Annotated in this window: 25 protein-coding genes; 8 read left to right on the forward strand and 17 right to left on the reverse strand. The window is 60.1% G+C overall.

Annotation, left to right across the window (positions count from 1 at the left end):
* The 8 genes from D1641_RS12380 to D1641_RS12415 form a co-directional block, all read left to right on the forward strand.
* On the forward strand, window positions 1-369 hold a 369-nt coding region (locus tag D1641_RS12380; RefSeq protein ID WP_160666159.1), incomplete at its 5' end, for a hypothetical protein.
* Window positions 370-485: 116 nt separating this feature from the next.
* A complete protein-coding gene (locus tag D1641_RS12385) occupies window positions 486-698 on the forward strand; it encodes a hypothetical protein (protein WP_160666161.1) in 213 nt (70 codons plus the stop codon).
* Between the two features lie 118 nt (window positions 699-816).
* Window positions 817-1,260, forward strand: coding sequence for a hypothetical protein (locus D1641_RS12390; protein ID WP_160666163.1), 444 nt, complete (start codon window positions 817-819; stop codon window positions 1,258-1,260).
* 110 nt (window positions 1,261-1,370) lie between these two features.
* Window positions 1,371-2,399 (forward strand): hypothetical protein, encoded by a 1,029-nt coding sequence (locus tag D1641_RS12395; RefSeq protein ID WP_201757354.1) that lies wholly within the window; start codon window positions 1,371-1,373, stop codon window positions 2,397-2,399.
* A gap of 525 nt (window positions 2,400-2,924) precedes the next feature.
* Window positions 2,925-3,269, forward strand: a complete 345-nt coding sequence (locus D1641_RS12400; RefSeq protein WP_160666165.1) for a hypothetical protein — start codon at window positions 2,925-2,927, stop codon at window positions 3,267-3,269.
* Window positions 3,270-3,355: 86 nt separating this feature from the next.
* Window positions 3,356-3,562, forward strand: a complete 207-nt coding sequence (locus D1641_RS12405) for a hypothetical protein (protein ID WP_160666167.1) — start codon at window positions 3,356-3,358, stop codon at window positions 3,560-3,562.
* The gene (locus D1641_RS12410; protein ID WP_160666169.1) at window positions 3,555-3,872 is read left to right on the forward strand and encodes a hypothetical protein; all 318 of its coding nucleotides are present in this window, start codon (window positions 3,555-3,557) and stop codon (window positions 3,870-3,872) included. The genes D1641_RS12405 and D1641_RS12410 overlap by 8 nt, the downstream gene beginning before the upstream one ends.
* Window positions 3,865-4,029 (forward strand): hypothetical protein, encoded by a 165-nt coding sequence (locus D1641_RS12415; protein ID WP_160666171.1) that lies wholly within the window; start codon window positions 3,865-3,867, stop codon window positions 4,027-4,029. Before D1641_RS12410 ends, D1641_RS12415 begins: the two co-directional genes overlap by 8 nt.
* A gap of 116 nt (window positions 4,030-4,145) precedes the next feature.
* Here the strand turns inward: D1641_RS12415 and D1641_RS12420 are convergent, their stop codons facing one another.
* From D1641_RS12420 to D1641_RS12495, 17 genes are all read right to left on the reverse strand, one after another.
* Complete coding sequence (locus tag D1641_RS12420; RefSeq protein WP_160666173.1) at window positions 4,146-4,628, reverse strand: sigma factor-like helix-turn-helix DNA-binding protein; 483 nt, start codon at window positions 4,626-4,628, stop codon at window positions 4,146-4,148.
* A 44-nt stretch (window positions 4,629-4,672) separates the two neighbouring features.
* Window positions 4,673-5,788, reverse strand: a complete 1,116-nt coding sequence (locus D1641_RS12425) for a ParB N-terminal domain-containing protein (RefSeq protein ID WP_160666175.1) — start codon at window positions 5,786-5,788, stop codon at window positions 4,673-4,675.
* A 3-nt stretch (window positions 5,789-5,791) separates the two neighbouring features.
* The gene (locus D1641_RS12430) at window positions 5,792-6,298 is read right to left on the reverse strand and encodes a hypothetical protein (protein WP_160666177.1); all 507 of its coding nucleotides are present in this window, start codon (window positions 6,296-6,298) and stop codon (window positions 5,792-5,794) included.
* A gap of 3 nt (window positions 6,299-6,301) precedes the next feature.
* Window positions 6,302-7,096, reverse strand: coding sequence for a ParA family protein (locus D1641_RS12435; protein ID WP_160666179.1), 795 nt, complete (start codon window positions 7,094-7,096; stop codon window positions 6,302-6,304).
* The gene (locus tag D1641_RS19735) at window positions 7,093-7,221 is read right to left on the reverse strand and encodes a hypothetical protein (protein ID WP_279285695.1); all 129 of its coding nucleotides are present in this window, start codon (window positions 7,219-7,221) and stop codon (window positions 7,093-7,095) included. The genes D1641_RS12435 and D1641_RS19735 overlap by 4 nt, the downstream gene beginning before the upstream one ends.
* Window positions 7,222-7,228: 7 nt before the next feature.
* The gene (locus D1641_RS12440) at window positions 7,229-7,609 is read right to left on the reverse strand and encodes an ASCH domain-containing protein (RefSeq protein WP_160265782.1); all 381 of its coding nucleotides are present in this window, start codon (window positions 7,607-7,609) and stop codon (window positions 7,229-7,231) included.
* On the reverse strand, window positions 7,606-8,178 hold the full coding sequence (locus D1641_RS12445) for an MT-A70 family methyltransferase (protein WP_160666181.1): 573 nt from the start codon (window positions 8,176-8,178) through the stop codon (window positions 7,606-7,608). The genes D1641_RS12440 and D1641_RS12445 overlap by 4 nt, the downstream gene beginning before the upstream one ends.
* Window positions 8,175-8,831, reverse strand: a complete 657-nt coding sequence (locus tag D1641_RS12450) for a hypothetical protein (protein WP_160666183.1) — start codon at window positions 8,829-8,831, stop codon at window positions 8,175-8,177. The genes D1641_RS12445 and D1641_RS12450 overlap by 4 nt, the downstream gene beginning before the upstream one ends.
* On the reverse strand, window positions 8,828-9,085 hold the full coding sequence (locus tag D1641_RS12455; RefSeq protein WP_160666185.1) for a hypothetical protein: 258 nt from the start codon (window positions 9,083-9,085) through the stop codon (window positions 8,828-8,830). Before D1641_RS12455 ends, D1641_RS12450 begins: the two co-directional genes overlap by 4 nt.
* Window positions 9,086-9,149: 64 nt before the next feature.
* Window positions 9,150-9,659 carry a DUF1064 domain-containing protein gene (locus D1641_RS12460; protein ID WP_160666187.1) on the reverse strand — a complete coding sequence of 170 codons (510 nt, stop codon included), beginning with the start codon at window positions 9,657-9,659 and terminating at the stop codon, window positions 9,150-9,152.
* Window positions 9,659-9,847 (reverse strand): hypothetical protein, encoded by a 189-nt coding sequence (locus D1641_RS12465; protein ID WP_160666189.1) that lies wholly within the window; start codon window positions 9,845-9,847, stop codon window positions 9,659-9,661. The genes D1641_RS12460 and D1641_RS12465 overlap by 1 nt, the downstream gene beginning before the upstream one ends.
* Window positions 9,844-10,656, reverse strand: coding sequence for a hypothetical protein (locus D1641_RS12470; RefSeq protein ID WP_160666191.1), 813 nt, complete (start codon window positions 10,654-10,656; stop codon window positions 9,844-9,846). The genes D1641_RS12465 and D1641_RS12470 overlap by 4 nt, the downstream gene beginning before the upstream one ends.
* Before the next feature lie 186 nt (window positions 10,657-10,842).
* Window positions 10,843-11,394: a hypothetical protein gene (locus D1641_RS12475; protein WP_160666193.1), complete on the reverse strand. Its 552-nt coding sequence runs from the start codon at window positions 11,392-11,394 to the stop codon at window positions 10,843-10,845.
* 22 nt (window positions 11,395-11,416) lie between these two features.
* Window positions 11,417-11,599, reverse strand: coding sequence for a hypothetical protein (locus tag D1641_RS12480; RefSeq protein ID WP_160666195.1), 183 nt, complete (start codon window positions 11,597-11,599; stop codon window positions 11,417-11,419).
* A 1-nt stretch (window position 11,600) separates the two neighbouring features.
* Window positions 11,601-13,196 (reverse strand): DNA cytosine methyltransferase, encoded by a 1,596-nt coding sequence (locus D1641_RS12485; protein WP_243149377.1) that lies wholly within the window; start codon window positions 13,194-13,196, stop codon window positions 11,601-11,603.
* Entirely contained in the window at window positions 13,193-13,474 is a 282-nt protein-coding gene (locus D1641_RS12490) for a hypothetical protein (RefSeq protein WP_160666197.1), read from the reverse strand. Before D1641_RS12490 ends, D1641_RS12485 begins: the two co-directional genes overlap by 4 nt.
* Complete coding sequence (locus D1641_RS12495) at window positions 13,461-13,748, reverse strand: hypothetical protein (RefSeq protein WP_160666199.1); 288 nt, start codon at window positions 13,746-13,748, stop codon at window positions 13,461-13,463. Before D1641_RS12495 ends, D1641_RS12490 begins: the two co-directional genes overlap by 14 nt.
* Between the last annotated feature and the right edge of the window lies 1 nt (window position 13,749).

The raw sequence follows: 13,749 nt of genomic DNA on the forward strand, positions 1-13,749 counted from the left end.
CCGGAGGCCAGCGCCCAGCCCGCCGGACCGGCCCCCGCGCCGGCCCCCGGCCCCTGGAAGAAATGCAGCTTCTACACCATCCGCAAGGACAAGGGCGACAAGCACCCCGCCCCGCACAAGGTGGACGGCTACACCGACGGCATTTATAACTATTACGCCATCGGCACCACGTCCAAACAGTGGCACGCCATCAACCCCGTTTTCGGCCTGTCCGTTTACCACTCCACCACCCGCCAAAAGGCCCAGGCTGGCGCGCTGGTCTATCTGGACCAGGTAGCAAAGGCCGAGGCGAACCCCACCGCCGTTATGCAGAAGTACGCCGACATGATGAAAGCGGCCCAGGACGGCGGCAACCTGTCCCTGTTCTAAGCAAGCCCGCAAGGCCGACGGCACCCCGCCGCCGCTGGTGCAAGCCCAGCCGCCCGGCATCCGGGCGGGCGCTCATGGGCCACAAAACCCAAAACCACAAAACGGAGGTATCACCCATGACCAGAGAACAGCTAAACGCCAAACTTGACCGCACGGACATTAGCGGCATCGGCGTGGAGTGCATAGCCGCCAACGGCTCCACGGTTTATTATTTCTATGAGGACTTCGACGGCCCTGCAACCGGCATCCAAAGAGCTATGAAACAGCTCTACCCGCTGATGGACAAGGGCAAAATCCAAAAACTTACATTCATTGAGCGTCGCCACTAATCAACCGCCCGCAAGGCCGACGGCATCCCGCCGCCGCTGGTGCAAGCCCAGCCGCCGGACAACCCCGGCGGGCGCTCATGGGCCACAAACCCAAAACCACAAAATGGAGGTACACAAAATGGCATCGGCTGAAAGAATCATCCCCGGCACCTTCTCCAAGGTCCCCGGCGGATACGAGCAGAAGATTGACGAGCGCACAAAAATTTTCGTCCCGGATATGTGCGCGGCCAGCTTCATCCCCGAAACCGGCGAGCTTCACGGCCACGCCCCCGATTATGAGGCGCTGGAAGCGGCCAAGGCTCCCGCTGTCCAGGCGGACAAGCCCGGCGAGTACGCCTATTACTACGAGACACAGCACGCGCCCACCGGCTGCGACTTCTCCGCCGACCTGGCCTATTATGGCAAGCATTACTTCCTGCGTCCGCTCCGCGACGGCCTGCCCCGGCTCCATGGGCGCGGCATCACCTACGACGAGGAACGCGGCACCTACATGGTCACGCTTCGCGCCTATGACAAAATCAAGGAGCAATACCGCATCAAGAAAGAAATGTGCTTCGACTGACCCGCAAGGCCGACGGCATCCCGCCGCCGCTGGTGCAAGTCCAGCCGCCCGGCATCCGGGCGGGCGCTCATGGGCCACAAACCCAAAACCAAAACACGGGAGGAAATGCTATGTACTATCCGATAAACGAAAACACGGCCCGCCTTTCCCATCAGATGATGTCCATGTCGGACTACAAAGAGGGGAGTGCGACGGCGGGATACCGTGCCGCCGTGGACGAGGCCGCCGCCCTGGTGGAGCGCCAGAAGCAGAAAGTCAGCCCCTTCTATCACGAAAAGCTGGACGCCCTTCTGGACCGCTATGCCCGCCGCCTTGCCCAGTGGACCAACGACCACAACCGCAACGGCGCAAGCTGTCCCTCCGTCCTGGTCTGCGGTGCGGGCAACTTCCCCACCCACAAGAAGGAGAAGCAGAACGCCCGCGAGGACAGTTTGTGGAAGGAGTACGACGAAATCAAGGGCATCCTGTCCAAAATCAAAAGCGTCGGCACCGGCCCCATCGACCCGACGGACCCCCACGCCCGCGAAATGCTGGAGGACCGCTTGCAGCGCCTCCAGGATACGCTTGACAAGGGCAAGGCTATGAACGCCCACTATCGCAAGCACAAAACCATGAAGGGCTTCCCCGGCATGACGGACGAAACCGCCGCCGAAATGGACGAGGCAATCAGCCGCGCCCCGGCCTTTGCACAAACTCCCTTCCCCGACTTTGAGCTTTCCAGCCTGCGCGGCAAAATCAAGCGGACTCAGGAGAACCTTGCCAAGCTGGACGGCATAGAGCAGCACAAGGACGACGCCGCAAACACCCTGGAATTTGACGGCGGCAAAATCTTCCTGAACATGGAAGCAAACCGCCTGCAAATCCTCTTCGACGAAATCCCCGACGAGGAAACCCGCGCCGCCCTGAAATCCCACGGCTTCAAGTGGTCCCGCAAAAACGAGGCATGGCAGCGCCAGCTTACCCGGAACGCCATCTATGACGCCAAGCACATCTTAGGCATCACCGACACAAAACGGGCCACCGCCGCCGACGAGGGCGACGCCGCCCAGCAGGCCGCGCCCCTGGCAACCCCGGAAGAGGCCCCGCCGCCGGAGCTTCCCACCGCCGCCGACGGTCAAGCCCTCTTCCCCTTGGCATAACAAAACCGGCCCGCCCCGGAGGTTACGAGGGCAGAAGGATTTTTATGACTGTGAAGGTTAAATTCCGAGCGTGCGGAACGGTTTGCACGTTTACAAACATCGAGTATATCCGCCGCGTGGACGAAAAGAGGAAGGTCCGAACCATGCACTTTTACGAAATCAAATCCTTTGACGCCCCTTTTCCTGTCAAACACGGTGCATCAGATTTTGACATACTGGAAGTAACCCAGTAACAGCCCGCAAGGCCGACGGCATCCGCCGCCGCTGGTGCAAGTCCAGCCGCCGGACAAACCCGGCGGGCGCTCATGGGTAAAGCCCAAAACCGACAGGAGGTTAGTATGAAACGAAAAGGAAAATGTTTTCGGTGCAAACACTTGAAGCACCAAAACGGCCCGCACACCATCGGCTTTTGCCGTCTCCATTCCGTTTTTGTTTTAGATTCCCTTTGCGGGTGCGAAAAACTGGCGGACGGCAAATATTTACTTCACAACTTCCCTAAACCCAAAACATAAGGGGGACCACAGCATGGAGTATCACGGCTTCCGCTCCATCAAGGAGTACGAAAACGAGTGCGCCCGCGTTGGCTTCACCACCCGGCGCATACCCTTCCGCAAGGGCGACGCCCCGTATTTTGCCCTTATCACCACGCCGCCCGGACACCCCACCGGCACCAGCATTGAATCCTGGACCCTCTTCACCGCCGACGAGACGGCCCAAGTGCTGGACGGCGTTATCAACGGCCACGACGCGAACTATTTAGGCAAGCTGTCCGCCCACGGCTACCGCCCGGACGGCCCCCAGGAGGCCCCGTCCCCTGCCACGCTTGAATACCCCGTGGGAGAAGGAGGGCAGATATGTTTCCTGTTCTAACCACAGCGCCCGCAGGCAAAAACACGGTTGAATACCGCATTAAACCGTGCTATAATGCACCTACAACGCGAAAAGGAGGTTTTGGAATGCCAATCAGTGAGAACAAGAAAGCATCCAACGCCCGCTACACGGAAAAATGCGATTATATCAACGTCCGCCCCCTGAAAGCGCAGGGGCAGAAAATCCGCGCCGCCGCCGCTGCCGCCGGTCAAAGCCTGCAAGGCTATATCCTCCAGGCCGTGGAAGAGCGCATGGAGCGCGAGGCGCAGAAGGGAGGCACCGCCGATGAATGACACCAAGGTATACGCGCCCTTCCGCTGCGTCGCCGCCTTTGCCGACGGCTCCCGGCTCCTGTTTGACGGCCTGACCCGCGAACAGGCCCGCTCGACCATGGACGCCGCTATGGAGCAGCACGGCGACATAGGCTGGTGGAACTGGGTAACGGATGAAAACTACCGCAACGGGGAGTATTACAAGCTGATACCGCCGCCGCCGCATTTCCCGTTCCCCATTCTGGACCTGTCCGACTGCCAGACCGAGGAAGAGCGCCAAAAGGCCCTACAGGACCCGTTTGAACCCGATGGAGCGCCAATAGGTGAGTAACACCACCCACCAGCGCAAAAGCCCGCCAAGGCCGTTTCTGCGGCTCCTGGCGGGCTTCTTTTTGCCTATTCGCAAATTGTTTTTCCAGCGGCTTTTCCTGCGCGTGGAAATGGCCGCGTTTTTGCGTGGAAAATTTTTTCAAACCTCTTTCCTTTAAGGCCCAGGACCGGCCCGGACGCCCCGCGCCCGGACGGCCCAAAACCGGACCAGCGGACCGGCGGCGGGCCATTTTCCCGGCATCAGGAGAACGGTCATTTTGACCCGGTTATACTTCTATACGCGCGCGCGTGAGGCGCGGCCTAAAATCTCGTCCGGCATGGACACTTCCTCCAGGGCTTCCCCCAGCCGGTCCAGCGCTCTTTCTCCCCAGCGCTTCGCCGTCCTCTCCGTGATACCCATTTTGACGGCGATTTTGACCCAACTGTACTTATCCCGGTAACGGTAGAGAATCAGCCGCGTGTACTCGCCGTTTATGGCGTTCATGCAGTCCTGAATTTTCTCCCGGTCCGTCTCCAGGACATGGACCCGGACGGCGACCGCTTCCAGTTTCCCCCACACGTTCCGGGCGTCCGCCTGCAAGGCCAGCGCTTCGGTAGGCTTCCCCGGCGTGGAGCTATGCGGCATCCCGTCATAGGACGTACCGCGCAGGCTGCTGTATTCGTCCTCCAGCTCCGCCCGCTCCTGGTCCAGCAAGCGCCGCTGTGCCGGAATCCCGTAAAAATATGCGATTATCGTTTTCACGTCTTTGCGCCGCATAGCTCCATGCCTCCGTGTCAGTTTGTTCCTAATTTTCCCACGCGCTATTTCCGCAGGGCGGTGATTGCCACAGCCAGCGCGTCGGCCCGCTCCGCCCATGTATCCGCCAGCCCGGCTTCAACGGCAAGCATTTCCTCGCAGTACATTTGCAGGTCCTCCAGGATGTTTGCGGCCTGTCTCTTGTGCATTGGCTCCCGCTCGGTTTCCTCCGGTGGCACATCTTCCACGGGCGGGGGAGAGGCAGGCGCGGGGAAGTCCACGACTTTCCCGCCGTTTTCCACGGCGGGCGGCTCCGTTATCAGCTCCGGCGGCTCAACGTGCATTTTTGTCTCCACTTCCCGCACATACACGCCCGGCTTATACTCCGGGCCATCCTCCGCCGGTTTCGGCTCGGTCCGCTCCGCTTTAGGCTGCTCCCGCTCCGCAGGCTTCCACTTGCGCACGTCCTCCAGCGTGACCGGCGTACCCTTGCTCCACAGCGCCGCCGCCGCGTGTTCCTGCACTTCATCCGGCAGCATAGACAGCTCATAGGCCACAGAGATACCGATTTTCTCTTTCTCCAGCCAGCCCTTGAGCGTGGGAATCAGGTGCTTTTCGATACTGTCATACCGGCCCACCTGGGCGGGCGTGGTCCCCAACTGCTCGGCAATGAGTTTCCGCGTCTCACCTGGGATTTTCTCAAACCGGCGCTTTTTCTCCAAAAGCGCACGTAAGCGGGTAGCCTCCTGCACCTTGTCCCAATCGGTTTTCTCCCGCTGGCCGTTGGTGGTGATAAGCAAGATTGCCTCGTCAATGGCCCGCAGCTCGTCCGCCTCCGGCCCCTGCTCCCGCCCGGCGTCCTCCACCATGCACGGCATTTTCCGATAGGCTTCCTTGCCCTGCTTCACAAGCTGGAGGGAGGCCAGCCGCCGACGGTGCCCGGAAAGAAGTTTGTACTTCCCGCCGCCCAGCGGCACCACAAGCCCCGGCTGCTTCACGCCGCCGGACAGTTCAATAAGCCCGGCCAGCTCGTCGATTGCCGACATGGAGTAAAAATTATCTTCGGACGGCACCAGGTCCTCCACGTCTATGTATTTCAGCACGGCGCGGCCCTCGTCCGCACGGCTCCGCGCCTGGACCTGCCCCCGGCCCTTCTGCAAGCTCATAATGTCAAATCCCACGGCTTATCCCTCCTGTTCCTTCAACGCCGCTTCCGCCGCTTCTCTTGTGGTAAATACGGTTTTGCCTACTTCACAAAATTTTACCGGGAACACTCGCCCGTTCTTAAACTGGATATGCAGGAATGGCTCTTTGCTTAAACCGATAAAAACGACCTCGCACGGATACGGCTTGTCTTTCTCCCGCAGATAGTCCCCGCGTATGGCGAAATTGGCATACACCGTTTCGCCCAGGCCACACGGCAGAATCACCAGCCTGTCTTGAACCTTCGCCTGCAAAATGGGCAACGCCTCTTTTTTGAGTTCCTGATTGCTCGCCTGCAACGATGTGACTTCCTCCGGCGTCAGCCCGGTATCCTCGTAGGCGGCAAGGCGCTCCCAAGCAGCATCTTCCCAGGGGCATCCTTCCGCACAACATCCGCCTAAAATCTGACATTCCGGCCCTGTGAAGTGCGTACAGCATACGCCCAGCAGTCCGCTTACCCTGGCTTCTCTTACTGTCAGCCTCTCCACAGTTTACCCCTCCTTCCCCTTGCCCGAATCGGTCAAGGCCAGATACTCCGCCGTCAGCTTCTTGTACTGGATAGCGGCCCAGGAGCGGGGCGCGAACACGCACAGCGGCTTTTCCTCCAGCGTGCTTTCCGGCACCTTCGGATTGTAGGAAATGGCCGTCTGGAGTACGGGGCAGATACCGCTATCCTCCAGTGACCGGCGCGCCTGCGCGAACGTCTCCCGGTTCTGCCAGTGGGTGAAGAACGCGCCCCGCAGCGTCAGCCCCGGATTGACCGCCGCCCGCACGCCGTCCACCTGCTCCACCAGGTCCAGCAGACCGGAAAAAGAAAACTCGTCCGGGCGGATAGGGATAAGCACGTCGTCCGCCGCCGCCAGCACGTTCAGCGTCACGGTATCCACCGACGGCCCATTGTCGATGATGCAGAAGTCGTAATCGTTGCGCACATGGTCCAGGACAGAGGACAGCACCCGCGCCGTGTCCGCGTCCTGCCGGTCATACAGCGCCCGGTCCGCCGCGTACAGCTCCAGGTTAGACGTGATGATGTCCAGCCCATAGTATCCGGTCCTGTAAATGGCCCGCTCCACGGCCTCGGCGTCCAGCCCATCGGCCAGCAGCAGCGCCGCCGTCCCGTCATGCTCCCCGTACACCTGGAAATACCGGGAGGCGCTGCCCTGCTTGTCCGCATCCACCAGCAGCACTTTCTTGTGGTGGACCGTCGCCAGGATGTGCGCCACGTTTGCCGCTGAGACGGTCTTACCAACTCCGCCCTTCAAATTGACGATTGCAAGCGTCCTCATTCCTGTCCCTCCGTTTCCTTGTGCCAGGCGCACCCGGTACAGTCTTTCATTTCCTCGTTGGGATTGTCCATCGGGCATCCTTCCTCGTCGGCCCACTCCGGCCTCCCGCAGTATCCCTTTTCCATTCTTCTGTCACCCCTCCCAGTTCCACCAGCCTTGCCGCCCACGGGCGGGAACCGGTGTATCGAACATGACCGGATTTTTCAGGACCCAGGCCCAGCGCCCCGGCGAGTAGTCCCCCAGCACCTTTTCCTTGGGCGTGAGGCTGTCCACGACTTCCTCCACGGGGACGCAATCAACGATTTCCACAGTCCCCAGCACCGCGCCGTAGTGCAGTTTCTTTCCTTCGCCTGGAACCACAACCACACGCATAGAATCAAGCGTTATTTTCTGCTTCCCAGCGTGGACGGCGACGCGGCCCCGAATGTTGGTCCGTCGGGGGCGCGTCTCATAGCCTTTCAGTCCCGCTACAATCGCGTATGCGTAGGGCTGATACACAGTAAATGCCCTCATTTTTCCGCTCCTTTTCCTGGTAGTTCATTTCCCCACGCTTCCCATCCCGGGCACAGCTTCCTTGCAAACAGCTCCACTCTCGGCAAGTCTCCGCACAGAGATACGATTTTTTCCCGAACCTCTCCCGGCTTTTCGCTATGCTTCCCGGCTGGCGCATACACAAACTGCCTGATGTCATGGCGCAGCGGTTTCATTTTCCCACGAAATGCCAACAGGCACACCTCCGGGTTTGCCCTGGTCCAGTATCCCATTCCAAAGGCGTCCTTCCCCGTCTTTTCGTTTCTCTTGACCCACACAAAGGCCGCTCCAAAGTAATCAAATCCCCATGCCTCAATCGCGGCAAGCGCCTGTTTAATCTGCGGAAATGTCGCCCATAAAAACAACGCGCAGTTTTCCGCAGATATTTCCTTCACCGGCAGGGCGCATATATCCTGGATTGTCATGGTCTGATAGTGCTGCTTCGCCATTCCCCGGCTTGACCTTTTTCCTCCGGTCTTTGGGTATGACCACGGCGGGTCCGCGTAGATGATGGAATATTTTTTCTCTGGAAATCCCTCAACTTCCCTCATTCTCCCGCTCCTTCCTCCACGGCTTCCCCGGCGTCCGCGCCCTCCCGGAACAGCGGCCCCGGCATCCGCTCCACGGCTTTCAGATACTCCCGCTCCTTCTTTGCCTCCAGCGTCTTGCGGCACTTAAAAGCCAGGTTCTCCAGCTCTTCCACAAAGCCCGCGCTGATGATGTCGTAGGGCATGATGACCGCCGCGATTTCCATTCCGTTTTTCGCCACGATGTACGTCTGCCCGGTATCATCCACCCGCTCATAGAACCGGAGATAGTCGGCCATATCCTCCAGCGGAGAAAGAAATGCTGTCTGAACGAACACAATGCTGTCTCCCGCGCTAAGAGGCTTGACCACATACCCGTTATGCTCCACCGTGGGCCACTCGTCGTAAAGCGTCCGCTCGCCCTTTGCGTAGTCCTCCACGTTCAGGCTCTCCGGCATCGGCTTCCTGGAGAAAAAGCACTTTTTCCGCTTCTTGTCCGATACATCGAACATGGCGCACAGGTTGGATTCATCCAGGACCGGCAGGCCGGACAGAGGATAGATTGCGTACCCATTCCCCAGCCATTGCCGGATAAGCTCCCCGCCCTCCGCTATTTCATCGAACAGGTGAAAAGCCTCCTGCCTGATACAAAGTGCCGCGACCTTTTTCAGCTTCACCGATTTTCCTCTCCTTCCGGCTTCGTCTCGCCGTCCGGCGCGCAGGTCACAGCGATAAATGCGTGCTGCACGTCGTCCGCCGATGCGTTTTCCACGTCCAGCTTCCACCGCTGGCCGACACGGTAGCCCGTCACCTTCCTGTTGCGCTTGCAGGCTTTCACCAGCTCGATAATCCCGCCGCCGACCATGGACACCAGGATAGCGAACCCCAGCCACACCCAAAAGCTCGAAAAGATAAACCGACAAAATTCCATGACTTCATACCTCCAAAAATCAATAAATGCGCTTTTCACGATATACCACAGGTAGTACACAGCATCATACCTCCTGTATGTCGATGTTGAACCGCTCCTTCATCAGCTTGCGCTTCATGATGTACTCCTTCGTGCGGGTGGCGCGGCTCTTCACGTCCTCCACCACCAGCACCCAAAAACTCCCGTTGTATTTCGCCCACGTGTCGTCTCTGGCTTTTTCGTAGGTAAAATCCGCCCTGTACCGGATAGCCCGCACGCGTTGGCCCTCGCCGTCGGTGTAGGCTTCCTGCAAGGTGAAGTCAACCTGCATCCGCAGTTCTCGGATTTCCCCGGCCCGCTCCAGCGCGGCCAGCTCGTCATACCGGCGGGCCTCCTTCTGGCTGTCGAACCGCAGGACGGCCCCGCTGGCCGTCACCCGCTCGGTGGGCTTGTTGTGATACTTAGCGGGTTTCCCCGGCCCATCACCGGCAGGGCAGGGGAGAGACTGGCGCTTCTTCCTCCGTTCCTGCTCCGCCCACTTCCGCAAAGCCTGGGCCTGATAGGCGGGCGGCAGGTCCTTCACGTCCACACCCATCACTTTTTCCTCGCTTTCCTCCGCCTACCCGCGCAGTAGTCCCGGATGATTTCGGCCCGCTCCCATTCGGTTGTGCTTGCTACCAGGTGTCCGTAGCTGACGCCCCGCCTCCTGGCCTCCGCCGCCAGCGCGTTCAGAGCCTCGCTATCCGTGGCACACCCGCCGCCTGGCAGCTCTACCATGCTCATTCTGTTTTCCTCCCTTCCCGCTTCCTCTGCTTCGGTTTTTGCTTCGGACGGATAAACTTCCCGTCCTTCCTGTAGAACCGTGCCACCAGGTAGCACCCGCCGTTCATGTCGTTGTGAAAAGCCTCCGCCGCCGACATAAGATATCCGGGATAAAGGCTCTCAAACTTTGCGAATTTCTCTCCGCTCTCCAGGCTTTTAGCCAGCTCCCGCGCCTTGCTCCCTGATATGCGCCCGTCCCGCGTCCTCGGCTCCGGGTCCACCAGGTTTTTAGAGGCCGTCCACGCTTTCCCCCCAACGGGAGACTTCACGATGTAGTTCCCCAGCCCGGCAAGCCCGTCCTCGGTGAATTGCAGACGGCGGGAGTTGGCGTAGCCGTATTCCCACATACTTTCCAGGGTGTCCCGGTCAATCCCGCCGTTGACGGTGATGTGATGGTGATACCGCCCGCCCCGCTTGCCCCGCTCGGTGACAGCTATGTATTTCAGTGGCGGCAAGCCCATCTTCTTCCGCAGGCGTTGTATCCGCCGGATGTAGTTGCGCAGGTTACGGGCTGCTTCCTCGTCGCTCCCCGGCTGCTCCCCCTTGTAGGTCAGATGGATTTCCAGGTCCTCCGGCGTGAAGTTTGCGTGAAGTAGGCGGACCAGCTTTTCTTCCCGGTGCCTCTGGTTGAGCTTCTTTTGGGCCTCCGTCGAGGGCTTCCTTTTCTCCCGCTTCCCTCCGCCCGGCTTTCCCGTCTCAAAGACCGGATAGATATACACGTCCAGGTATTCCCCGCAGGTATACTTCTTTTCCCGGTACACCGTCCGCATACCGGCAGCACCTCCCCCGTGGTCGTTAAGTTACTATCCCATACAAGCCCGAAACGCGCCGCCGCGCGTTGTTTCCCTCTTGTATCTGTCCCCGGAGTGTGGTACAATATATAGCGTACTTGGTTGTCGCCCTCCGGGGCGTCCGCCCTGCGCAAGCTGTAGGAGGCTTACGCAGGGCGTTTTCTTTTATCCGAACCGCCCGCGCGGTCCCGTGCCGGTCGGCCAGCCCATCGGCGGTGCAAACGGCCCGCCCATCATCAGCCCAACCAGACCGCCCATCGACTGCCCCGGCAGCATCGTTTTCAGTATCGTACAGGTGGTTGCGCCCACATCCGGGGGAAGCTCTTCCAAGATTTCCAAAATTTTGATGATAGTAACTCTCGACAGCTCCGCCTTTTCTTCCATAGACAGCTCTTTCTTCTCTCCATCCGCGCCTTTGGCGGCATCCCCGCTGCCCTCCTGCTCGGCCCGGACGGAATCGACGGCCCGTTGCGCGGCACCCTCGCCGCAGTCCCGGTCATACAGGCGCTCGTCAAACTCGTCCCCGGACAAGTCCACTTTCAGCACCCGCCCGTGCAGGTAGTCATACTGCGTGTACTTCTCCAGCAGTTTAGCGCAGCTCTCCACTGTCACGGCCCCTTCCTCGGCAGCGTGCATAAATCCAAGCCCCTGAACGTGGCTGTGGTCATACAGTGCTTTCAGGACCCGCGCCTTGTCCAATCCTTTGATGTCTACCATTTTCTTTTTCCTCGCTTTTCATTTATTTGGACCCGTTTACCGGGTATCCAGCGTGTTTCCGGCCCTCGCCGTTCAGCCATTTCAGGTGTTTGCACCGCCGCATCACGCACCCCCGCCGCCGTATGTAAACGTCGTTCATCAGCCGTTCATGCAGGGCGCACCAGGCCGTGGCATTGGCTGGCGGTTTGCTCCGCTTCTTTTTCACGTCACGCCGACACCGCTCTTTCCAGCTCTTCCATCGTCCGCAGCTTCTTCCCGCACCACTCCGGGAGGTTGGCCCGCACCACGGCCTCGGCCATAGGAGGACACACCGCGTTCCCACACCGCGCCACCTGCTTGCTTTTCCCGTATGCCCGGCCCGTGTAGTCTCGGTCGATGATGTAGTCGGGCGGAAAGCCCATGGCGTTGTATAGTTCTCTTGGTGTCAGCATCCGCAGGCCGATGTCCGCGACAAAATAGGCGGTTCCGCCCATTTCCAGTGTCAGTGCCTCGTTGTCTTTCAGGTCATACCCGCAGAAGCGATTCAACAGCGCCCGTATTTCCGGCCAGTGTCCCATATCCGCGCCCGGCTCGTAGGTCCGTACTTCCGTGCGGATTTCCGCAAACTCCCCGGCGCTGGCCGTGATGGTCCGCAGGGGCTTCCGCTGGTCCTGGCCGATGTCCTGCCCCTTGAACTCGCATATGTGCGTCAGCGTCAAGGCTTCCCGGTCGTGGGAGGTCACGGTCCGCATCGGCTCCGCCACGTTTAGCGGATTCCCGTTTCCGTAATACTCCACCAGGTTTGCCGCAATCAGGCCGTAGCGGTTGGAGGCGTCCACGGTCCGCAGCGTCTCCGCCACGCTCTGTCCCCGCACGTTCTCGCTCTGCTCCGTGTGGTATTGAATCAGCGCCGGGGAAAGAAGGAGCTGATTTCCCGCCGTGGTGACGGTATGTACCGGGGCCGTTACCTGGCTTCCCACCGAATTACAGGTGTTTGTCACAGTCCACGGCACGATGTACGGCGTCTTGGCCCTTATCACAAACTTGTCCACTCCACGAATCACGCGCCGCATGGTGTTGTCCGCAAGCGGCCTGACCGCCGTGACACCGTACCGGCTTTTGATTTCCTCCTTCGTGGCAAATATGGAGTAGCACGGCTGGCTCCAGTCGATAACTTCCGCCGCCGCCCTCCACTTCGGCAGGCCGTCGGCCCCGTCTTTGTTGTGGGTCCGCTCCGGCCACGCAATAGGCCGTCCGTCACACCTCGCCACCAGGACAAAGCGCTTCCGGGTGGTTGGTGCTCCATAGTCCGCCGCCACCAGCTCCCGGTGTTCGATGGTATACCCCAGGTCTGATAACTGTTTTTTCCACCGCTGGAAGGTCTGGCCCGCCTTTTTCTTGATAGGCTTCCCCCGTCTGACCGGTCCCCAGGTCTGAAATTCCTCCACGTTTTCCAAGATAATCACGCGGGGGCGGACGGTCCCGGCCCAGCGCAGGACAATCCACGCCAGCCCCCGAATATTCCGGTCCACCAGGGCCGCGCCCTTCGCCTTGGAGAAGTGCTTGCAGTCCGGGGAGAACCACGCCAGCCCCACCGGGCATCCGCCGCACTCCTTCACCGGGTCCACGTCCCACACAGAGGCTTGCAGGTGCCGGGTGCGCGGGTGGTTTGTTTTGTGCATCAGAATAGCGTCCGGGTCGTGGTTGATTGCAATTTTCACAATGCGCCCCGTCGCCAGTTCCATTCCCGTTGACGCGCCACCTCCGCCCGCGAAATTATCCACAATGATTTCATCCGGCGCGGCAATGCTAACCTGATTCAAACGTCCTCGCCCCCATCCTTGATGATGTTCTGGACCATCGCCGCCGCAACGTAGTACAGCACAGGCAGAAGCAGCGCCAGTGCCTCACCACCGACGGCGTAATACCCCCGCTCCCGCATGGCATAGGCCGCGCCCAGCTTATACAGCAGCACCCCGGCCACCGCCAAGAACGCATACCACGCCACGGCCCAGCCGTTCAGCCGCGCAATCCACGTCCGCAGGCTCACCCGCCGACGCTTCGGGGCTTGTCCCACTTTGATGTACTTAACTTTTTCCACGTTTTTCCTCTCCCTTCCGTCGATAATCGCCCCTGCAAGGGCAGGTCCGCCAATGCGGCACGAACCCCAGCGGCGTGTTGATTTTGTCCTCCCTGGTCTGCACTTCCTCCGGCCTCGCCAGCCGCCCGGTAAGCACTCCCTCTTCCTCGGTGTAAAAATTCTCGTCCCCGTCGCCCTCAATGACAAATTCCGGCTCCGGGTCCACCGGGATATACCGCCCTTCCGCCGTCTGCATCCAGTCGATTTCCCGGCCACAGTCTTTGCATACGCTCACG

The organism is Colidextribacter sp. OB.20, from assembly GCF_009911595.1.
In the GTDB taxonomy this organism is placed as follows: domain Bacteria; phylum Bacillota; class Clostridia; order Oscillospirales; family Oscillospiraceae; genus Lawsonibacter.